10 protein-coding genes are annotated in these 21,991 nt (G+C 61.2%); 3 read left to right on the top strand and 7 right to left on the bottom strand.

Annotated features, from left to right (window positions below; translation table 11 throughout):
- Positions 1-60: 60 nt before the first annotated feature.
- From CFII64_RS08765 to mnmC, 4 genes are all read right to left on the bottom strand, one after another.
- Positions 61-1,137 carry a lipocalin-like domain-containing protein gene (locus tag CFII64_RS08765; protein ID WP_020290430.1) on the bottom strand — a complete coding sequence of 359 codons (1,077 nt, stop codon included), beginning with the start codon at positions 1,135-1,137 and terminating at the stop codon, positions 61-63.
- The gene (locus CFII64_RS08760; protein ID WP_020290429.1) at positions 1,127-3,607 is read right to left on the bottom strand and encodes an FtsX-like permease family protein; all 2,481 of its coding nucleotides are present in this window, start codon (positions 3,605-3,607) and stop codon (positions 1,127-1,129) included. The genes CFII64_RS08765 and CFII64_RS08760 overlap by 11 nt, the downstream gene beginning before the upstream one ends.
- A gap of 1 nt (position 3,608) precedes the next feature.
- Positions 3,609-4,277: an ABC transporter ATP-binding protein gene (locus CFII64_RS08755; protein ID WP_020290428.1), complete on the bottom strand. Its 669-nt coding sequence runs from the start codon at positions 4,275-4,277 to the stop codon at positions 3,609-3,611.
- A gap of 170 nt (positions 4,278-4,447) precedes the next feature.
- Positions 4,448-6,424: a bifunctional tRNA (5-methylaminomethyl-2-thiouridine)(34)-methyltransferase MnmD/FAD-dependent 5-carboxymethylaminomethyl-2-thiouridine(34) oxidoreductase MnmC gene (gene mnmC, locus CFII64_RS08750; RefSeq protein ID WP_020290427.1), complete on the bottom strand. Its 1,977-nt coding sequence runs from the start codon at positions 6,422-6,424 to the stop codon at positions 4,448-4,450.
- A gap of 120 nt (positions 6,425-6,544) precedes the next feature.
- On the opposite strand from mnmC, the gene CFII64_RS08745 reads away from it, so the two are divergent.
- Both CFII64_RS08745 and pap read left to right on the top strand, forming a co-directional pair.
- Positions 6,545-11,308, top strand: coding sequence for an NEL-type E3 ubiquitin ligase domain-containing protein (locus tag CFII64_RS08745; protein WP_020290426.1), 4,764 nt, complete (start codon positions 6,545-6,547; stop codon positions 11,306-11,308).
- A gap of 133 nt (positions 11,309-11,441) precedes the next feature.
- On the top strand, positions 11,442-12,938 hold the full coding sequence (gene pap, locus CFII64_RS08740; RefSeq protein WP_020290425.1) for a polyphosphate:AMP phosphotransferase: 1,497 nt from the start codon (positions 11,442-11,444) through the stop codon (positions 12,936-12,938).
- 128 nt (positions 12,939-13,066) lie between these two features.
- On the opposite strand, the gene CFII64_RS08735 is transcribed toward pap, so the two are convergent.
- The 3 genes from CFII64_RS08735 to CFII64_RS08725 are packed head-to-tail and all read right to left on the bottom strand — an operon-like array spanning position 13,067 to position 17,965.
- On the bottom strand, positions 13,067-14,416 hold the full coding sequence (locus CFII64_RS08735) for an HlyD family type I secretion periplasmic adaptor subunit (RefSeq protein ID WP_020290424.1): 1,350 nt from the start codon (positions 14,414-14,416) through the stop codon (positions 13,067-13,069).
- A 12-nt stretch (positions 14,417-14,428) separates the two neighbouring features.
- Positions 14,429-16,585, bottom strand: coding sequence for a type I secretion system permease/ATPase (locus CFII64_RS08730; protein WP_044901252.1), 2,157 nt, complete (start codon positions 16,583-16,585; stop codon positions 14,429-14,431).
- A gap of 24 nt (positions 16,586-16,609) precedes the next feature.
- Complete coding sequence (locus CFII64_RS08725; protein WP_020290422.1) at positions 16,610-17,965, bottom strand: TolC family outer membrane protein; 1,356 nt, start codon at positions 17,963-17,965, stop codon at positions 16,610-16,612.
- A gap of 418 nt (positions 17,966-18,383) precedes the next feature.
- On the opposite strand from CFII64_RS08725, the gene CFII64_RS08720 reads away from it, so the two are divergent.
- The gene (locus tag CFII64_RS08720) at positions 18,384-21,977 is read left to right on the top strand and encodes a retention module-containing protein (RefSeq protein WP_020290421.1); all 3,594 of its coding nucleotides are present in this window, start codon (positions 18,384-18,386) and stop codon (positions 21,975-21,977) included.
- Positions 21,978-21,991: the final 14 nt, after the last annotated feature.

Genomic DNA, 21,991 nt, shown 5'->3' with positions numbered 1-21,991 from the left:
TCGGTTATAAGGCGATGATTTGGGATAAGTCTATTGACTCGTTGGAGCGAGGCTCTGAATTCAATACCCCGTCATCTCCAGATACCCAACCCCTTGATGGCTGCCGCTGACCGTTACCGGACCTTCCCAATACGGGATGCGCAAATCCATCCAGGCCTTGGGATTGAGCGCGGTAGTGGTGATTTCCAGGCCCTTGTCCCGGATTTTCACTGACCAGCGGGTCGGCATGCTGTGTCCGGCGACGTGCGTGGTTTGCAGAGGCGACAGGCTGATGTCCCGTGCATGCAGCAACTGCGTGCTGCCGTCGGCCGCAATCCAGGTTCCGGTGAGGTACGGCTCGCCATCCTTCTGGCGCATGCGGTAAAGCATCAGTGCCGCGCCGTCGTCCAGGTGCACGGAGAACCAGTCCCAGCCGGTTTGATTGGCGGTCAGCGGCTGGCTGCTCCACTCGCGGTCCAGCCAGGCCGGGCCGCTGACCTGATAGTTCTTGCCGTCGATTTGCAGCTCGCCGTCGGTCTGGAAAAACGGCTGGCTGTAGTAATACGACGCTTGGCCTTGCTCGGATTTCTGGCTGAAGCCCTGATCACCTTGCAGCACCAGCGGCTTTTGCGCCTTGAGCGTCAATCGATAGGCGAAGCGTGGATCTTTGGCAGTCAGCTGCATGGACGCCAGCGGATCTGGCCCGGATGCCGTGCTGCGCAATGCCCAGTCATCGATCCAGGCTGCAAACGGCGCTGCGTTGACGCCGGCCTGCTCGACGCCACCTCGGGCGTAGCGTTCGGCGGCGAAATGGTGCGTCGCCGAAGTCACCGCTGCGTGGCCCATCCATATCGTGCCGTCGTTCCAGCCGCTGCCGGGTTCACCGGTGCGCAGCGCATTGCGAAACAGCGTCCATTGCACGCCGAAGGCCTGGCCCTGATCGTCCTTGAGGTTGGCGGTGATGTACCACCATTCAATCCGGTAGCCAGCATGCGGGCCATGATCAGCCGGGAAGACGAACGGCCGCCCCGGTGTTACCTGCGCAAACTGCTCCGCCTTGTCCGCCAGCCCGGCAAAACCCTCTTCCGGCGCGGCCGGCTGGTCGCAGGCGGCTATTAGCAAGGTGCCCAGGATCAGAACCAGCCCGTTACGTCTCATTGGCGAATGTCCTCAGCAAGTCGGCGGGGCGCGTGCGATAGAGCTTCAACAGCGGCCAGGCCGAGGCGAGCAGGGTGGCCAAGAGTGCCAACGCCGCCAGCTGCGCGAGTTGTGCGGGGAAAATCTGCAACGGCAGGCGCCAGCCAAAGGCCTGCACATTAATCACTGCGTCCAGGCACCAGGCCAGCAGCAGGCCCAGAGGCAGGGCGAACGCGAGGGTCAGCACCGCCAGCAACCAGGTCTGGCCCAGATTGAGCAGCATCAACTGCCGCCGCGTCACGCCCAAGGCCCACAGCGGCGCGAGTTGGCTGAGACGGCTTTGACTTTGGGTCAGCAGGCTGATGAATAGCGCGATGCCCGCCACCCCTAGCGTCAGGCTGTTCAGCGCGGCGGTCGCGGCGAAGGTGCGCTCGAAAACTTGCGTCGACCAGCCCTTGAGCTGGCTCTGGTCGATGATGTGGTTGTCGTCCAGGGCAAAGCGATCCTGCAGCGCGCGCACCAGTGGCGGGACGGCGGCGGGATCGATGCGCAGATTGAAACGGTTGGGTGCCAATTGCGGCCAGTGCTTAAGAAAATGTTGCGAATTGACCAGCAAGTGTCCTTTGGGATTGCCGTAGTCGGCGTAGATGCCAACGATGCGCGGCGACCACAGGCCATCGGGCGTTGCGATGCTGAGCGTATCGTCCAGTCCCCGCTTCAGGCGGCGCGCCAGTTGCTCGCTGACCATGACGGTGTCCTGTCGGGCCAGTTGCTCCCAGGGATCACCCGCCGCCGCTTCGAGCAGCGGCCAATGTTGCCGGTAGGTTGGATGGTCGATCACGCCGAACACATCGGCGGGCCAACCCTGTAATTGAATCGACACCTGCCAATTGGGCAACACCGCCGTGACGCTGGGTTGCTGATTCAGCCAGGCTTGCAATTGCGGCGCTTGGGCGGGTTCTTGCGGCGTGACGTACAGCTCGGCAGTCAGGCGTTGTTCGAGCCAGTTGCCGAACGTTGCACGAAAGCCCGACGTCATGCTGCCCGCGCCGATATTCGCCGCCAACGCCAGCAGCAGGGCCATCAAGGCCAGGCTCAACGCAGGCAATTGCTGACGGCAATCGGCCAGAAACCATTGCCCCAAAACCGATCGACTGCGGCCCAACAGCAGGTTGATCAAGGCGTTGAGCAACACCGGCAAGCCCAGCGCAGCGCCCAGCAACAGCGCCGCCATGAGCACAAACCCGCTGGCGAGGCTGTCACCGAGGATCAACGCAGCCAGAGCGATGACGGCTGCGGCGCTGGCAACCCACGCCTGGCGACGCAGCCAGCGGCTGTGCGCCTGATGCCAGGCTTGGGGATTTGCCAAGGCCAGCAAGGGCATGCGTGCGGCACGCAGCAAACTATTGGCGCCGGCCAGTAACGCACCCAGCACGCTCAGGCCCAGACCGCTCAGCCACCACCACGGGCTAAGCGTCAGTTGGCCAGCCACTTCCGCGCCGTACAGCCCGCGCAGGCTGGCCGCCACATCCGGCAACAGCAGGCTCGCCAGCCAATAGCCACTGGCTACGCCCAACACGCCACCGAGCAGCGCCAAAACGCCCAGTTCGACGCTGAGTGAGGCAATCAACAAGCGAGCGCTGACCCCGCTGGCCCGGAGGTTGCGCAGCAGCCCGCGCCGCTGCTCCAGGGCCAGGCCGATGGCGGCGTGGACGATAAACAGGCCGACCACGAACGACAGGAAACCCAGCGCATCCAGGTTCAGGTGGAAGCTTTCGGTCAGGCGCGCCAGATTGTTCTCTTCGCCGCTTTTTTTCAGCAGTAATTGGCCGCTCAATTCAGGCGGCGGCACTGGGTTGCCAGCGGCGAATTGTTTGTCCAGCAACAGCCGCGAAATCTGCCCGGATAGACCGAGCAGCGGTTGTGCGAAGCCGATGTCCATCAACAGCACGCCCGGCGCCATGCCAATCTGACTGTGCAATGGCGGCAAGACTTGCCCGTCGAGGGTCAAGGGTTGTTGCCCTTCGTGCAGGCCCAGCGCCTCAAGGGTTTGCGGCGCGATCCAGGTGCGACCGGGCGGCGTGAAGAAGGCGACGATCTGTGTCATGTCCAGAGTTTGCCCGGCAAGCGCCGAACCTGCGGGCAGGGAAACCGGTTCGATACCCATCACCTGCACACGGCGTTCTTCCAGCCCTTGCAGCGTGATTCGACCTTGCACGACCGGGGAAACCGGCCAGCCGGCACGACGCAGGCTGATGAACAGATCCTGAGAAAATGGCGCGCCGTTGGCGGTGGCGAGACTGGTCTGTGGCTCGCCGCCGATCAACTGGCTGGCCTGGGCGTAGCTTTGGCGCGCCTGACTGTTGAGAGCCTGCACACCGGTGAGCAGCGCGGTGGCCAGCCACAAGCCGGTCAAGACGCTGAAAAACTGCACCGGATGGCGGCGCCAATGGCTGAGCAGGGCGCGCAGCGTCCAGTAGAAAACCCGCATCTCAGCCCTCGCTCCCGGCCGCCAGACGACCCAGATGCAACACCACTTTCTGCGCCAGACGCTCGGCAACCCGTGGGCTGTGCGTGACCATCAACAGGCTGGTCGGGCTGTCTTGCAGCAGCTCCAGCAGTAAGTGCAGGACTTCATCGCTGGTGGCTTCGTCGAGGTTGCCGGTGGGTTCGTCGGCCAGCAGCAAACCCGGACGCGACGCCAGCGCGCGGCCGATTGCCACGCGCTGCTGCTGTCCGCCGGAAAGTTGCTCGGGATAACGCTTGAGCAAGTCGCCAAGGCCCAGACGTTCCACCAGTTGCGCCTGCCACTTGGGCGCATAGCGCCCGGCCAGCCGCGCCTGAAACGCCAGGTTGTCCTCGACTTTCAGGCTGCCGATCAGGTTGAACTGCTGGAACACCAGACCGATCTCGGTACGCCGCCAATTCGCCAGCTGTGCTTCATTCATGCGGTCCAGGCGCTGGCCGCCGACTGCAATCAGCCCGCTGTCCACCTGATCCAGCCCGGCCACCAGATGCAGCAACGTGCTTTTGCCGCTGCCGGATTCCCCCATCAAGGCCAGGCTGCTGCCGTTTTCCAGACATAGATCAACTCCGCGCAACACAGCCAGCGGGCCTTGGGCGGTGGCGTAGCTCTTGAAGACGTTTTTTACCTCAAGCATCGGCGGGCTCGATTCCAGGACGGGAGAGAAGGGGCAGGATAGCGGCTTTTCGCAACGCATTGCGTAGGACCGGCTTTAGCCGGGAGGAGGCCAGTCCATTCACAGCGGCTTCGTTGTTTGAATTCCAGCCCTCCCGGCTAAAGCCGGTCCTACGGATCCCGTCGGTGTTTTCAATTGCCCCGAATCAACTCCCGCAACATGAAGCGGTTCGGGTGGCAGGCTTCGGCGACGCTGCGGGGCAGCGGCAAGGGTTCGTCGGTCAGCCAGGCGGCGAGCAGTTCGGCGCATAGCGGTGCAGTGATCAGCCCGCGCGAGCCGTGGCCGCTGTTGATGTACAAACCCTCCAGCCAGGGGCAGGGCGCGTCCGGCACCTGACGTGCGTCTTTGCTCAGCGCCGCGTAGGTCTGGGTGAACGCTTCCTTGTCCGCCAGCGGTCCGACGATGGGCAGGTAATCCGGGCTGGTGCAGCGAAAGGCCGCGCGGCCTTGCAGGTCTTCTGGCGCCAGGCTCGGTGCGCCGAGCCGCTCAAGCAGATCGTCGGATATTTCCTGCATATAGTGCAGATTGCCCAAGTGATCAGCCGTAGTGATGCTCAAATCGTCATTCTTGAAGTCGAAACTGGCGCCCAGCGTATGCTCACCCAGGCGTGGCGGGGCGACGTAGCCTTCGGCGCAGACCACCGTGCGCAACGTCTGGCTCGCCTCGGTCTGCGGTAAACGGGTGATTTGTCCGCGAATGCGTTTGAGCGGCAGATCGGCGCTGGCCGGGAAGCGCTTGATATCGGCCGCGCCTGCCAGAATCACCACCGGCGCAGTGGCCAGCAGCTTATCGCCATCCCATGCCTGCCATTGATCGCCATTCCGGCGCAGTTCGACGACCTCGCGATGCAGGTGCAGCTCGATATTCGCATGCGCTGCATGGGCCCGGCACAGCGCTGGCGGATGAACCCAGCCGCCTTCCGGGAAAAACAGCCCGCCGCTGGTCAGCGTGATGCCGCTGCGGGCTTCGGCTTCGGACTTATCCACAAGCTGCAACAGCTCGGGGTCGAATGCCTCGGCCAGTTGCGCCTGACGCTGCGCTTCCTTGCCGTTGAACGCCAGTTGCAGCACGCCGCAGCCGTCCCAGTCGATGCCGCGCTGCAGGCGTTCAAGGGCGCGGCGCGTGTAGCCGAATCCGCTGAGGATCAATTGTGAAAGCGCCGTGCCGTGAGCGGACAGTTTCAGATACAACACGCCTTGGGGCATGCCCGAAGCTTCCTGCGCGACCTCGGCATGCCGCTCCAGCAGGCTGACTTGCCACCCCCGCGCGGCAAGGCTGGCGGCGGTGGTGCAACCGGCCATGCCCGCGCCGATCACCAGCGCCTTGCGCTGACCTGCATATTTCGCGGGTCGGGCGAACCAGGGTTTTGCGGCAGGGATCGCTGGAGCCTCCTCGGGCCAGCCGACAAACACGCCGCGCAGCACCTCCCATTTATGGCCGATGCCGGGCACGCGTTTCATCTTGAAGCCTGCGGCGTTCAGGGCGCGACGAACCCAGCCGGTGCTGGTGAAAGTGCCGATGGTCGAGTCCGGCGCAGCCAGCCGGGCCAGTTCGGCGAACAGCTGCGGGGTCCACATTTCCGGGTTTTTCGCCGGGGCAAAACCGTCGAGAAACCAGGCGTCGATCTGCCCGTCCAGCTGCGGCAGCATCTCCAGCGCATCACCGATCAGCAAGGTCAGGGTGACGCGCCCGCCGTCGAATACAAAACGTTGGAACCCTTCATGCACCGCTACGTACTGCGCGAGCAACTGTTCGGCGAATGCCGCCAGTTCCGGCCACAGCGCCAGGGAACGTTGCAGGTCGACGAGGCTCAACGGGAATTTCTCGACGCTGACGAAATGCAGGCGAGCGCTGGCTGTCGCGCATTCCTCGAACAGCTGCCACGCGCAGAGAAAATTCAAACCCGTGCCGAATCCGGTTTCGCCAATGACCAAGCGACCATGTTCGGGCAACGCCGTGAAGCGATTGGCCAGATCGTTCTGCACCAGGAACACATGCCGGGTCTCCGCCAGGCCGGATTCAGTGGAGAAATACACGTCGCAAAATTCCCGCGAGTGGGGATTGCCTTGTTCATCCCAGTCAATCTGGGCGTGGCGGGTAACAGTCATGTTCGGTCGGGCCTGTGCGCAGGGGGGCGTCATATTAACGACAAATAATTATTTATACCCTGACACCGCGCATTGGCTGGTCAGCTCTCACTTCTTTTCTTCTCGACAAGGACATTGAGCATGACCTCGATTATTGCCCATCCCCACCAAGGACTGATCAGCGAAACGCTGCCTGCATGGTATGTAGAAGCCGCTGCGCCAAGCCGGCAAACGTTGAATCGCGACATGGTCAGCGGTCAGCAGCTTCGCGAGGAATGGGGCCTGACGCTGGCGCGAATCCAGGCGCTGGACGAATTTGCCCGACCGCTGTTGAAGCAGGCATTGGACGATGAGTTTGGTCCGGGACTGGACGTCGACAACGCTTACGTTTTCAAAGACATCTACCAGCGCGGCGCCTTTGGTCAGCCGCAACTCGCACCGCCTGAGGTTTGCCTGCAAACATTGCTGCACGCAGCGCTACAGAATTTCCATCAGGAAGAAGTCGATGCGCCGCATAAATCAGGGCGCATGCGGATTGTCGAGGTCAGGCCGGTCACCGACCAGCGTTACGGCAGTTACGACGAGTACCCGCGCCATCCGATGAATATCGACCCGGCCAGATTCATGCGTGTCTGTCGCCAGCTGGACCTGGGCCGCCAATATCAGCGGCATCTGGACCGAGTGCTTGGCCCGTCAACCGGCGATTCAGAGAGGAGTGACATGCAAAGCAGCGCACAGATCACCGATCTGTGCGGCCGCAAGGCGCTCAACGCGTTGAAGGTTCAGGCGCACATTGCCTACCTGCGCAAAGACATTTCCGAAACATTCTATAAGCACCTGCTGGCGCTTCCCGAGCGCGCCAGAAGCGGCACACTGGATTACGGCTGCCTGACAATCTGCGGCTTTAGCGTGCGTGACATTCTGATTTTTACCATCAAGGGTGCAAAAACCTGCGTGATCTACATCCCTGACGGTTTGGGCCAGAGCCTGAAGGAGTTCAGCTCATTCGATGAGTTGAAGAGGCTGTTGAATCGCAGGTTTACGCCGACTTATTGCAAACGCTTCATGAACCGTTTTATCGCGCAACGCAGCAAGGCGGCGTTCTACAGCAAGGTGGCTGATCGCGTCGCGCCGGGCCGATTGCGCTTTGATCCCGATGACAACGCCCTTATTCCGCGCCTGATGCATGTTCGCGAAGTCGACAGCGATTTTGATCTGGACATTGCACTCGACGAAATGCCTTACGACCTGTTCAGCCATTTTTATTTCCAGAATATGCTGCGCATCAAGGACGATTCCCGTGTGCTGGCAGTGCCGACCGGCGATGAAGATGAAGCGTCGCGTCGGGCCCGATTGTCGGGATATCTCTCCGTGGGCCTGAACGTGGTGAACCTTGCGGCGCTGTTCGTGCCGTTGCTGGGCGAAGCGATGATGGTCGTGGCCGGTGCGCAATTGCTGACTGAAACCTTTCAGGGAATCGACGCCTGGCATCACTCCGACATGGAGGAGGCCTTGGAACATTTGGGCAGCGTCGCGGAAAACCTCGCGTTCATGGCTGCGTTTGGCGCGCTGGTCAAGGCTGGGCAAGCACCCGAAATGCCGCTCCTCAAGCCTTCGTCCTTTATCGAGAAAATGGTCCCGACCCGACTGCCAGGTGGCGAGATACGTTTGGCGCCGCCGGAGCTGACGCCCTTCGGCCACGCGACTCGGCTGACCGACGCACCTTTGCCGGGCGCGGCCGATATCATCCAGCGGGCAGCACTGGACAAGGACGTCCTTACGTTTCACCGGCGCATCAATGATGTCGGCGCTTACGCCTCGGCCGACGCGCAGTTGCAGCTGGAACTATTGGTTGCATTGCCGGGCTGGCCTGTTGGACGGCCTATTCATGTGCTCGATAGCCAAGGGCTGAAAATCGCTGAATATGGCGCGAGCACTCTACCGCTGGCCCATCCCAATCGTGTGCCGAGCCTTGAGCCGTTGCAGCTGACTCAAGGCCAGATCGCCGATGGCCAGCTCCTGCAAGCGATCATCGAAGGGTTGGGTGAGGGTGGGCAAAATCGCCTCTTTGGCCGTTCGCTGCCCCGCACACCGGAGAATCTGGCAGCGAAAATCGCCCGCTTCGCCGAAGGTCGTTCCGCGTGGTTGTTCGATCTGCTGTACCAGCGCCTGGACGTGAGCAGCGACCCGTTGGTCAGCCTGATCAAACACGACTTCCCGTCGCTGCCGTCGACGACCGCTGGGGAACTGCTGTCTCAGGCCACGGCCGAACAAATCGCCAGCATGAGGGCTGGCCAGCGCTTGCCTTTGGAAATCGCGGGCAGGGCACGAGGTTATATCCAGGAAACTCGGCTTGATCGTGCGCTGGAAGGTTTTTGTCTGACCTCCAGGGCGGATAACCCCGACACGCTCAAGGTGGCCCTGGCCTTGCTGGGAGACTTGCCAGGCTGGCCGGGCGACTTGCGAGTGGAAGTGCATGACGCTGCGCTGGGCGGTCCCGTGCTGGCGTCTCTTGGCAACCCGCAGGCGCCGCAGCGCGGGATACTCATTAAACGTGGCCTGGTCTTCCAGGCGGTCGATAGCGAAGGCATTGAACTGAGTCCAGGCAGCGCGGGGCAGGACAATTTCTTTGCCGCCGCCCTGCAAGCGTTGCCTGAGGCGTCGCGGCATGCCATAGGGTTTCCCGACGCCATCGGCAATGCGCCGGCATTGCGCAGTCGCATTATTGGTGCCGCTTTCGAAGACCGTCCGCGTATCTCCAAAATACTGGAGCAGTGGGCGCTCAAGCCCGGCGCGCGCTGGCCGAAACGACTGGACGATGGCCGGATCGGTTATGAAATGAGCGGTCGCGGCCGGCTTCCTGCGGATTTGCAAGCGGTCGAGCGATACGACCTCGCAGTACGGGAGCTGGAGGCAACCATGCGCATTTTGTATCCCGAGATCGCTGATATGGAGCGCTACGTTTCCGGCAGGCTGGTCGACAACGGTTATGACGTGCAGGCTTTGATGCGCGCCACGCTGGAAGACCAGCAGGCATTTGACGTGCTGCGTTCGACGCTGGAAGGCTGGGTGGAAGCCGGCGGCGCAGCGCAGGCGGCAGCGCGGCGCTCAATCGCTCAGGCTGTCGGTAACGCCTGGCGCAGCAGTCACATGGGCTCGCTTTTTAACGTCCGCGGATTGGTGCTGGAATCGGTGGATCTGGCTTTGCTGGAAGACTTGCCGGACCTTCCCGGGCACTACGAAGCGATCAGCAGAATCACGCTGGATAACATCACCGCTACCGACCAACAGATGAGCCGGTTTTTGCAACGCTTCAGTCGCGTGACGCGGCTGGACATACTCGGTCCCGGGTTGAGCCATGTGCCGCAGGGATTAAGCGCATTGCCTCGATTGAGCGAGCTGTCCTTCGAGGATACCGGGCTGATCATCGATCAAGCCGCGATGGACGTGTTCATGAGCCTGCCGGAACTTTCCATGCTGGACATCTCCGGCAATACGCTGGGTGAGTTGACGCATACCGCTGGCCTTCACGCCCGACGGCTGTATATGGCCAACATGCAACTCACACAATGGCCGGTGTGGACCGACGATCTTCCTCTGGAGGTGCTGGATATCAGCCGTAACCAGATTGTCCACTTGCCGCGGTTTCTGATTGATAACGAGCAGGGCCCCCGGTTCCTGATGACGGTCTACGGCAGTGAAAATCCCTTCGATCATGCTGAGCTGCTCGAATGCTGGATGAACCAGCGCAACAGCAATATGTATGAGCTGGAATACGGCTACCCTGACAGCATTAGCAACATGGCGCGTACCCCGACCACCTCGGAAGCTGAAAGCGAAGACTATTCATCGGACGAAGAGGTCGCCTGGCACAGCCATAACGTTGACCATTCGGTTCCTCCTGTGCCGGTCCCGAGCGTGGATATCTGGATCGTAGAAGGCCGCCCTGAATTCAACTCCAGAATCCGTGCCGCCTGGGAGCGCGTGGAACAGACCGGTGACGCGCCGAATCTGTTGATATTGCTGCAAAGGCTGAGGGAAAGCCGCGATTTCATACGGGTCCATGCAGAACTCGCCAGCGATGTCATGCGCGTGCTTGAAGCCGCCGGGAATAATCACCAGCTGCGCGCTGACCTGGAAATCATGGCCAATGATCGGCTGTTCGGTGCTGATCAGACCTGCCAGGACGGAGCTCGGTTGATCTTCAGCGATGTCCAGGTCGCGGTGTATGCCGAGGCCGCATTGCAGAATGTGCCTGAGGCGCAGCGGACCCAGGCGTTGTTAAGCGTGATTCGCAGCCTGTTTCGCCTCAATGAAGTTCAGGTCATTGCCGATGTCGAGATTGCCTCTCGCGAAGCGCGTGGGGCACGTGTTGATCATGCCGAAGTGCGCATGGCCTATCGCATTGGTCTGGCCACCGAGCTGAACCTGCCGGGACAACCCGTCGGCATGGTCTGGGACCGTGTCGCTGCCGTGGAACACCGCAACATTCTCGATGCCGCGCGAGTCATCAGGCAGCGCGAAGCGGGGGTGGAGTTTCTTGAATACGCCCTGGCGGACCGCCGCTGGAGCGAGCGTCTGCAGGTTGAATATCAAGCTGATCTGCAGCGTGTGACCGCACCCATAAGGGCCGAGCAGGAAGCCCTGCTGGAACATCCGCCAATCGACATGACCGAAAACCTTCGTCGCCACAGCGCCCTTTATGAGCGACTCAATGCCGCGCATGCCGCAAACGACCCCGCCGCCCTGGCGGCGGCCAACAGCGACTTGGTGGCGCTACGTGGCAATCCGCCTGTGGACCATGATGAGTTCGACCGTCAGGGCCGGGCATTGATCGCCAGGCTGACCGCTGCACAGAAAGCCCTGTTGGCGCACATCACCGACACCCTGCGTAAAAACGGGTAAGCGCGCGCGGCCCAGCGTTTGTTGCAGCACAGGCCCGTCATTCAAAACGACGGGCCTTTTAATTGATCCACGAGGATCGCCAGCACATCAAGCTGGTCTACATTAGCCGCAGACCTTCTCAAGAGAGCCGCTCATGTTCGAATCCGCTGAAATCGGTCACGTCATCGCCAAAGAAACCTACGACGCCGAAGTACCCGCCTTGCGTGAAGCATTGCTCGACGCTCAGTTTGATCTCCACGAGCAGGCAGGTCGCCAGATTATCGTGCTGATCAACGGCATCGAAGGCGCGGGCAAAGGTGAAACGGTCAAGCTGCTGAATGAATGGATGGACCCGCGCTTTATCGAAGTGCGGACCTTTGATCAGCAAACCGATGAGGAATTGGCCCATCCCACGGCCTGGCGGTATTGGCGCCAGTTGCCGGCCAAGGGTCGCATGGGGATTTTCTTCGGCAACTGGTACAGCCAGATGCTTCAAGGTCGCGTGCATGGGTTGTTCAAGGACGCGGTGCTGGATCAGGCGATCAATGGCTCCGAACGTCTGGAAAAAATGCTCTGCGATGAAGGCGCGGTGATTTTCAAGTTCTGGTTTCATCTGTCCAAGAAGCAAATGAAATCGCGCCTCAAACAACTCAAGGATGATCCGCTGCACAGCTGGCGGATCAGCCCGCTGGACTGGCAGCAATCCAAGACCTACGACAAATTCGTGCGCTTCGGTGAGCGTGTGCTGCGGCGCACCAGTCGCGACTACGCGCCTTGGCATGTGATCGAGGGCGTCGACCCGTACTACCGCAGCCTGACGGTCGGCCGTTTGTTGCTTGAAGGTTTGCAGGCAGCATTGAAAACGCCGCAAGCCGAATCAACGGTCGTCACCGTGCCGCCTCTGCCGCCCGGTCATGGCGATATCACCTTGTTGAGCAGCCTCGACATGACGTTGAACCTGAGCAAGGACGATTACGAAGAACAGTTGATCACCGAGCAGGCGCGGCTGTCCGGCAACATCCGTGACAAGCGCATGCGCAAACATGCGCTGGTGGCGGTGTTCGAGGGCAACGACGCTGCGGGCAAAGGCGGGGCGATTCGCCGGGTCGCGGCGGCGCTTGACCCGCGTCAGTACAACATCGTGCCCATTGCTGCGCCTACCGAGGATGAGCTGGCGCAGCCTTATCTATGGCGTTTCTGGCGGCAGATTCCGGCAAAGCCCAAATTCACCATTTTCGACCGCTCCTGGTATGGTCGGGTGTTGGTCGAGCGCGTGGAAGGGTTTTGCAGCGAAGCGGACTGGCTAAGGGCCTACGGCGAAATCAACGACTTTGAAGAACAGCTCACCGACGCCGGGATTGTGGTGGTCAAATTCTGGCTGGCCATTGACGAAAAAACCCAGCTTGAGCGTTTCCAGGCCAGGGAGAAAATCCCCTTCAAGCGTTACAAGATCACCGACGACGACTGGCGCAATCGCAAGAAATGGCCGCAATACCGCGATGCGGTCTGCGACATGGTCGACCGCACCAGCACCGAAATCGCCCCCTGGACCTTGATCGAAGCCAACGACAAACGCTGGGCCCGGGTCAAAGTGTTACGCACCCTGAATGAGGCGCTGGAAGCGGCGTTTGCGCGGGACAAGAAGAAATAACCAGAGCAGGCTGCGATCCCGTAGGACCGGCTTCAGCCGGGAGGGCGTCGGCTCGGGCGCCCATCTGCAGCGCCTGAAACCCTTCACGAGCAAGCTCGCTCCCACAAACCCGGCGCTGGAGATCTTCCTCACCGCTCCCGCAGCGCTTCGGTCCGGGCTTTGAGGACCGGTTTGAGCAGGTAATCCATCACGCTTTTCTCGCCAGTGATGATATCCACGGTGGCGATCATGCCGGGGATGATCAGCAGCGGTTTGGCGTCGTTGCCCAGGTGATTGCGATCGGTGCGCACCTGGATCAGGTAGAAGCTGTTGCCCTTGTCGTCGGTAATGGTGTCGGCGCCGATCAGTTCCAGTTTGGCCGGCAGGCCGCCATAAATGGTGTAGTCATAGGCGCTGAACTTGACCATGGCTTTCTGGCCGGGATGCAGAAAAGCCACATCTTGCGGACGGACCTTGGCTTCGATCAACAGGTTGTCTTCCAACGGTACAATTTCGACCAGATCGCTGCCTGGCTGGACGACGCCGCCGATGGTGTTGACCTTGAGCATCTTGACGATGCCATGCACCGGAGAGACCACCGTGGTGCGCGTCACGCGGTCGTCGATGGCGATGCTGTTGGCGCTGATCTTGGACAATTCTGCGCGTTTTTCATTGAGCTCCTTTGACGCGTCGGAGCGAAAGGCGAATTCCGATTCCTGGACCTTGCTCTTGATCTCGTTGATCGCCGATTCTGCGCGCGGAATGGCCAGGGTCGTGGCGTTCATGGAACCGCGAATTTCCACGGCGCTGCGTTTCAGGCGCAGGATTTCCACCGGCGAAACCGCGCCAGACCCCACCAGCGGCGCGGACATGTTCAACTCCTCCTGAACCAGGCCAAGGCTGTTGCGGTATTGATCCTGCTTGGAACGAAACTCCGCCAGTTCCTGGGTTTTCTGGCGCAACTGTTCGTTGAGCGTACGTTGCTCGCTGGCCAGACGGCGTTGCCGGGATTGATACAGCGCCAGTTCGTCCGCCGCCACCTGTGGCGCCTTGGCGATGACCTCATCGGAAAGTTTGAAAGGCCGGCCTTCTGCCTCGGCGGACAGGCGTTCAACCTGGGCGGTCAAGGTGTAGCGGTCCACTTCGCTCTCCCCCTTGTTCGAACGAAAGCGCGTGTCATCCAGGCGCAGCAGGGTTTCGCCCTTGTTCACCATCTGCCCTTCGCGGACAAAAATCTCGGTGACGATGCCGCCTTCCAGGTTCTGGATGACCTGCACTTTGCTCGACGGAATCGCCTTGCCTTCGCCCATGGTCACTTCTTCGAGGACGGCGAATTTTGCCCAGACCAGCGCAGTGACCATCAGCGCGGCAATGACCCAGACGGTCACCCGGGAAGTCCTCGATGCATCCTGATTCAAGGCGCCGGCCCGGTAAGGCATGAACTCAAGGTCATCGCGCAGGCGCGGGTTGAAATAACGCGGGGTTTGAATGGTTGACATAAGTGCTGCTCCTTAAACCGAGGCTGAGCCGATCTGGCCTTTGCGCAATGCTTCGATGACCGCGTCCTTGGGGCCATCGGCGACGATCCTGCCGCTGTCTATCACCACCAGCCGGTCGACCAGCGTCAGCATCGACATGCGGTGAGTGACCAACAGCAGGGTTTTGCCGGGCATCAATTCGTACAGATGCTGGCGCAGGACGTCTTCGCTGCCGTTGTCCATGTGGCTGGTGGGTTCATCCAGCAGCATGATCGGCGGGTCCAGCAGCAATGCCCTGGCCAACAGCACCGCCTGACGCTGACCGCCGGAAAGCAGCTGGCCGCGCTCGCCTACCGGCCGGTCGAAACCTTGCGGGTGACGCAGGGCCAGCTCGTCGACGCCGGTGATGCGGGCGACTTCCAGCATTCGTGAATCACTGATGTAGCGCGCGCCCAGCGTCAGGTTGTCGCGCAGGCTACCGGCCAGCAGCGGCAGGTCGTGGGCGACATAACCGATCTGTTGGCGCAGGTCGGCGATGTCCAGTTGGCGCAGGTCCAGATTGTCGAGTAACAACTGGCCCTCGTCCGGTTCATAGAAACCCATCATCAGCCGCGCCAGGGTGCTTTTTCCCGAACCGCTGCGGCCAATAATGCCGATCCGCTCACCCGGCCGGACCTTGAAGCTGATGCCGGACAGCGCTTGCGGGCCTTGCTTGCCATAGCTAAAACTCACCTGGCTGAAACTGATGGCGCCCAGCAATGGCGTGCGTTCCAGGGAGCGCTGGGCGGCGTCACGTTCCTGAGGCAGGGACATCAACGCGTCGGTGCTTTTCATGGTCAGTTGCGCTTGCTGGTAGCGCGTGATCAATCCGGCGATCTGCCCCAGCGGCGCCAGGACCCGGCTGCCGAGCATATACGTCGCCACCAGCGCACCGACGCTGAGGTTACCGGCGACGATGCTGTACACCCCGGCGACGATGGTCGCCATGCCGGAAAACTGCTGCACGAACAGCGTGCCATTGCTGGCCAGCGCAGCAAGATTGCGGGCGTGGCTGTCCAGTTGGGTGAGCGCGCCGTGGGTGGTTTCCCACTGATGCTGGCGCTGGCCTTCGGCGCCGCAGGCCTTGAGGGTTTCCAGGCCGCCGAGGGTTTCGATCAGCAGCGCCTGGCGTTCGGCACCCAGGCTCAGGCTTTTTTGCACGGTGTCGCGCAGGCGAATCTGGATCAGCCAGGCAAACAGAATCGTCAGCGGAAAGGCCAGCAACGGAATCAACACCAGCCAGCCGCCGAGCAGGCCGATCACCACCAGCATCAACGCGGCGAAGGGCAGGTCGATCATGCTGGTCAAGGTGACAGCAGTGAGAAATTCCCGCAGACCTTGAAAATCGTGAATGCTCTGGGCGAAACCGCCGACCGTGGCGGGGCGCGCTTTCATGGCCATGCCGGTGATGCGTTCGAACAGCGTCGCGGACAGGATTACGTCGGTTTTGCGGCCCGCCTGATCCAGCAAATGCGCGCGAATCAAGCGCAACGCCAGTTCGAACAGCGTGCCGACCAACAAGCCGATGGCCAACACCCACAGTGTCGACAAGGCCTGATTGGGCACCACGCGATCATAGGTTTGCATGACGAACAGCGGCACCATCAGGCCCAGCACGTTGATCAACAGGCTGGCGAGAATCGCATCGCTGTAGAGCCAGCGCGACAGTTTCAGGGTGTCGCGAAACCACGCCTTGACCCGTGGCACCAGCGGCGCACGCAGGTCTTCCAGCTCATGGCGCGGGCGGGCGAACAACGCCTGGCCGCTGTAGCGTTGGCCTAGTTCGTCACGGGTGACCCATTGCTCACCGCCATCACTCTCGCACGGCAGGATCAGCGCTCGGCCGTCTTCGCCCCAGCTGCGCAATACCGCGCAGCTCTGCCCTTCGAACAACAACAGGACCGGCAGGCTCAAGGGGTCGATGGTGTTCAGCTCGCGGCGCAACCAGCGCGCCTGCAAGCCCGCCCGGGCAGCGGCGCGCGGGAGTAAATCCGCGCTCAGACGCTGTTGCGCCAGCGGCAGGCCGGCGCTGAGGCTGGAGCGGCTTGCCGTGCAGTCGTGCAGCTTGCACAGGATCAACAAGCCGTCGAGCAACGGGTCGTCAAAGCTTGAACGAGGGTCGAGTGGGTGCGGCAATTCCATGCTTGTCACGGGCGTACTCCCTGGGCGGATGCACTATTTCAATTCGGGCAGGCGGGCTTCGCTTTTGACTTCCGTCAGCGCCAACGCTTCAGCGGGCAGCACCACACGCTGCTTGCGCAGTAATTCGCCTTCGGTGGCCAGCACCCGGTACATGGCGAACTCTTCGGTGTAGCGCACTTCGGTGTAGCGGCGGCTGGCGTTGTACAGCTCGTTTTCACTGTCCAGCAGATCAAGCAAGGTGCGTTGCCCGAGGCCGAACTGATCCTGATAAGCGGCACGAACCCGGGTGGTGGTCTCGGCGTACTCACGTGCTACCGGGGTTTGCTGGCGGGCGTTGTTCATGGCGTTCCAGGCCAGTGACATGTTCTCGTTGAGCATGCGCAGGGCGTTGTTGCGGATATCCATGGCCTGGCCGGTCTTGTAGGAATCGGAACGCATGCGCGCCTTGTCGCGGTTGCCGTTGAACAGGTTGTAATTCATCACCACGGCGGCGCGCCATTCGTTGTCGTGGCCTTCCTCGCCTTGCAGGTTGTCGTTGGCGCCGACGGCCAGTTCGGCGTCAAAGCGTGGGTAGAACGGCGACTTGGCGATCTCGTATTGTTTCTCGGCGGCCTGCACATCGGCCTGAGCCGACTTCAGGTACGGGTTGTTGACCAGCATGCTTTTCTGCGCATCGCTCAGGCTCAGCGGCACTTCACCCTTGATCGACGGCGGGGATTCCAGCTCGTCCGGCACGCGTCCCACGGCACTGAAGAAGTTCGCTTCGGCGTCGGCGAGGTCGACTTGCGCGGTATAGAAATTGTTTTCGGCCAATGCCCGGCGCGCTCGCGACTGGTCACGGTCGGCGGTGGTCCCGACGCCGCGGTCGCTGCGCAAGCCGATCTGATCGTTGATGCGCAAGTGGGCTTGCAGGTTGTTCTTGGCCAGGGTCAGCAGTTCCCGGCGCTTGAGGACTTCCAGATACACCTCGATCGCGCGCAGGGCGAGGCTTTCCGAAGTGCCTTGTACGTAATAGGCGCGGGAGTTGACCACCGCTTTGGTGCGTCCGACTTCATTGGGGGTATTGAAACCATCGAACAACAACTGGCGCAGGCGCAGCTCCGACTGGGTGTAGTTCAGCGATTTGTCTTCGTGGCCGTACAGCGCGCGGGTGGTTGGATTGTCGACACGCTGGCGACCATACGCGGCGATCAGATCCACGGTGGGCAAGTACCCGCCCTTGGCGACGTTCACATCCTCATCGGCAGACAGTCGATTGTTCTTGCTGGCGTGGATTTCCGGGTGATTGTTGATGGTGCTTTGGATCGCATCGGTCAAGGACATGGCTTGCGCTTGGGCACAGGCCACCGCCAACACGACTGCACTGTAGAGCGGGGTCAAATCGCGCATGAGTACTTCTCCCTAAGTAGTAATGTTCGTTTCGCCATTAAAATGGCGTTTTCTGCGATGGAAACCGTATCAGGTTTGTAACATCACAGCTAAGAACAACTTTGGGCGTTGCCAAGACGTTTTTTTCATAAGCCTTATGCCAAAAAAAACTTATGCGTTTTTTCAAAGAGCAGCGATTGTTGGTTGGCTTGATCCAGTAAATACAGGTGCTTAAGGTGCCTAAATTAAGAATTACGGATTAATGGCGATATTTTGACTGGCTGGAATTGGCTGATTTTTAAAGCAAATATCTGAATTTTACGAGTGTCAGTATTTTGTCGATATGGAAATTCAAGCCAGTTTTCGTAACGTGCCAGAAGCATTTTCAAGCGAATTTGTAAGGTTTACGGACCTGATTGTTGTGATTAATGGAGGGAATATGGCCAGGCTCATCGGTACGGTGCGACAAGTGGTAGGGGAAGTTTTTGCCGTCGCGGAGGACGGCACACGACGCGTCTTGCAGCCAGGCGATCGGCTGTTTGCGGGGGAGCAACTGCAGACCGGCGCCAATGGTGCGGTGGCGGTGCATCTGGCAGCCGGTGGCGAGCTGACGCTTGGGCGCGACAGCCAGTTGCCGCTGACGGCGCAGATCCTTGCCAATCACGCCACCCATGTCGACACTGCGGACCCGATAACGCCGACCATCGCCCAGCTCGCCGAAGTCCAGCAGTTGCAGCAAGCCATTGCCGCCGGTGCCGACCCGACGCAGGTCGCGGACGCGCCGGCTACCGGTCCCGACAATCCCGGCGGTACGCCCGGCGCGTTGGGTGGCGGTCATTCGGCTGTGCTGTTGACGGAAACCGGTGGCGTGGTGACCCCGGTGATCGGCTTCCCGACGGCCGGATTCACCGATGTGCCGGAGTTTCCCGAGGGCCGCATCGAAGGCTTTCGCAACGGTTCGCCTGATGCGCCGTCGGTGGTCGTGCCGCCGATCATCGAGCCGCCTGCTCAACCTCCTGAGCCGCCGGTAGAGCCGCCCATCGAACCGCCCGTGGTGACGCCCCCGACCGAGCCACCGGTTGAACCGCCAACAGAACCGCCGGTTACCCCGCCCGAACCACCGGTTGAGCCCCCGGTAGAACCGCCAGCCGACCACGGCGTCGAGCTTTCCGGCGGTGCCCTGACCCTCAATGAAGCGAACCTGCCGTCGGGCTCGGCCAGTGATGGCGATACTCTGACGCAGACCGGCAGTTTCAAGGTGACGGCCGTGGATGGGCTGCAGAACCTGACCGTGGGCGGCATTGTCGTGGTCAGTGGCGGTGTGGTCGCTGATTTTTCGCAACCCGTCACCACCGCGTTGGGTAACACCTTCAGCGTCATCGGTTATGACCCCGACACCGGAGAGGTGCGCTACAGCTACACCTTGAACGGCTCGACGCCGCATCCCGACGGGGAGGGCGCCAACACCACCGGCGAGCAGATCACTGTGATTGCCACCGACGTTGATAACGATTCGGCGACCAGCACGCTGGACATCACCATCGTCGATGATTTGCCCCAGGCCGCGAACATTGAAGTTGCCGTCACCACCGAGCCGGTCTGCACCAACCTGCTGCTGATTATCGATAATTCCGAGAGCATGAAAGACCCGTCCGGGGTCAACGGCTTGTCCCGCCTGGAGTTGGCCAAGCAGGCCATCAGTGAATTGCTGGACAACTACGCCGCCATGGGCGACGTGAAAGTGCAGATCGTCTCGTTCAACAGCCAGGCCGGTGTATTAAGTGATGTCTGGGTTGACGTCGCCACGGCCAAGAGCCTGATCAACGCGTTGGATGCAGGCAATGGCACCAACTACGATGCGGCGCTGGCGGGCGCGCAAGCCGCGTTTGTCACCGAGGGCAGCCTCGCCGGAGCGCAGAACCTTGCCTACTTCTTCTCGGACGGCAATCCAACTTTGTCGCCAACCCACACCAACCCCAATAGCCAGCCCAACCCGCAACAGGGCGACGGCATCGACCCCGGCGAGCATGACGCGTGGGTGAGCTTTCTCGACAGCCATGGCATTGATGCATACGCCATTGGCCTGGGCACCGACATCAGCGGGACTTATCTTGACCCTATCGCCCATAACAACAATGCCCAAGGGACTGGTGGCGCGGTCATCGTCACCGATCTCGGCCAGTTGAGCGCGGTGCTCACCGGTACAGTCCAAGGTGGCACCAGCGGCAGCCTGCTGAGCGGTGGCGCATTCGGTGCCGACGGTGGATTTATCCAGTCGATCACCGTCGACCAAACGGTCTATTCCTACGATCCAAAAACCGGCGCGGTGACCGCACAAGGCACGGATCACGGCAGTTTCAACGCCACGACCGGCAACCTCACCGTCGTCAGCGATCACGGCGGGACGCTGGTGGTCAATGTGCTCAGCGGGGCGTTCACGTACACCCCGGCGAGTGCTGTGGGCGGTGCGGCGCTGACCGAACAGATCAGCTATGTCATCAGCGATAACGACGGCGACCTGGCCGGTGCCAATCTGCTGATTCATGTTCCCGGCAGCCCGGTTGCGGATCAAGGTCCGACCGCCGTGGCCGACCACGTGATCACCAACGTGCTGTCGTCCAGCATCGAAGTGCCTGCGGCGCTGCTGTTGGCCAATGACGTTTCCGCCAACGGCGACCCGTTGAGCGCCACGCCGACAGTGTTCAACACCGGCTGGCAGGCGCGGGGTGAAGATTTCTCCGCCAGTCACCTGAAGACCATCGACTTCGACGGCACCCGCGACAAGGTCAGCAACCAACTGAAAACCCTGGAACGCAGCGACTTTTTCAGCAACAGCGCGATCACCGCCATGGTGGTCCTGACCGGATACCTGGGCGCTTTCAGCGGTGCGCCGGCCAATGCTCACGATCAATACAGCGTCGAGTTGAAGGCCGGTGAATCGGTATTGGTTGATGTGCATAACGCCAACGATTCGATTGGCGTGCTCTGGCAGCTGGACCAGGGCGCGTTTCAGTCACTGGAAGCCGACGGCACATTCACCGCCACTGAAGACGGGGTTTATCGCATCCTGCTGGTCAACCAACCCGATCCCGGTGTCAGCGATACCGGCGAGCACTACACGCTGAACCTGTCCATCGACTACAGCGGTGTCGATACCACGCCCACTTACGAAAGCCTCTACACCGTCAACGATGCCCATGGCGGCAGCGACTCGGCGGTGGTCAGCATTGATTATCAGGAAGGTTGCACTCTGCAGGGCACCCAAGGCGACGACGTGCTGATTGGCGGCGCGGGCGATGACAGCGTGTCGGGCGGCGACGGCAACGATGTGCTCTACGGCGGTGCCGGGAATAACGACCTGTACGGCGATAACGGTAATGACGTGCTGTTCAGCGGGCCGGGCAACGACGTGATGGATGGCGGTGCGGGCAACAATACCGCCAGTTATGCTTTGGCGACTTCCGGCGTCACCGTCACCAGCGCCTCGACAGAACCGCAGGACACTGGCGGCGCAGGCACCGACACCTTGATCAACATCCAGAACCTCATCGGATCTAACCATGACGATCATCTGACCGGCGACTGGGAAGCCAACGTGATCAACGGCGGGCAGGGCAACGACGTGCTGATCGGAGCTGCCGGTGACGACACGCTGACCGGTGGGCTGGGTGCCGACACCTTTCAATGGCTGGCGGGTGACAGCGGTCATGATCAAATCACGGATTTCTCCATCGGCAGCGACACACTGGACCTTTCGCAATTGCTGCAGGGCATAACCGCTACCGGGGATTCACTGGAGGATTATCTGCATTTCAAGGTGACCGGCAGCGGCGCGGATCTGGTGTCGAGCATCGAGGTGGGACCCGGAGCAGGCGCGGCGCCGACCCAGACCATTGATCTGGCGGGGGTCGATCTGGCAACCCAGTACGGCGTGACACCCGGCTCTGGCGGCATGATTGCTGGCGGCGCAGACACCGCGTCGATCATTACCGGAATGCTGGGGGATCATTCAATGAAGACGGATACGGTCTAACGCCTTGTGGGAGA

Source organism: Pseudomonas sp. CFII64 (assembly GCF_000416235.1).
Classification (GTDB): Bacteria; Pseudomonadota; Gammaproteobacteria; order Pseudomonadales; family Pseudomonadaceae; genus Aquipseudomonas.
This window is presented reverse-complemented; position numbering and strand designations above follow the sequence as displayed.

Coding starts and splice junctions, on each gene's coding strand:
- CFII64_RS08760 (WP_020290429.1), bottom strand. CDS start 3,607: ATGCGGGTTTTCTACTGGACGCTGCGCGCCCTGCTCAGCCATTGGCGC.
- CFII64_RS08735 (WP_020290424.1), bottom strand. CDS start 14,416: ATGTCAACCATTCAAACCCCGCGTTATTTCAACCCGCGCCTGCGCGAT.
- CFII64_RS08745 (WP_020290426.1), top strand. CDS start 6,545: ATGACCTCGATTATTGCCCATCCCCACCAAGGACTGATCAGCGAAACG.
- CFII64_RS08755 (WP_020290428.1), bottom strand. CDS start 4,277: ATGCTTGAGGTAAAAAACGTCTTCAAGAGCTACGCCACCGCCCAAGGC.
- pap (WP_020290425.1), top strand. CDS start 11,442: ATGTTCGAATCCGCTGAAATCGGTCACGTCATCGCCAAAGAAACCTAC.
- CFII64_RS08725 (WP_020290422.1), bottom strand. CDS start 17,965: ATGCGCGATTTGACCCCGCTCTACAGTGCAGTCGTGTTGGCGGTGGCC.
- CFII64_RS08765 (WP_020290430.1), bottom strand. CDS start 1,137: ATGAGACGTAACGGGCTGGTTCTGATCCTGGGCACCTTGCTAATAGCC.
- mnmC (WP_020290427.1), bottom strand. CDS start 6,424: ATGACTGTTACCCGCCACGCCCAGATTGACTGGGATGAACAAGGCAAT.
- CFII64_RS08720 (WP_020290421.1), top strand. CDS start 18,384: ATGGCCAGGCTCATCGGTACGGTGCGACAAGTGGTAGGGGAAGTTTTT.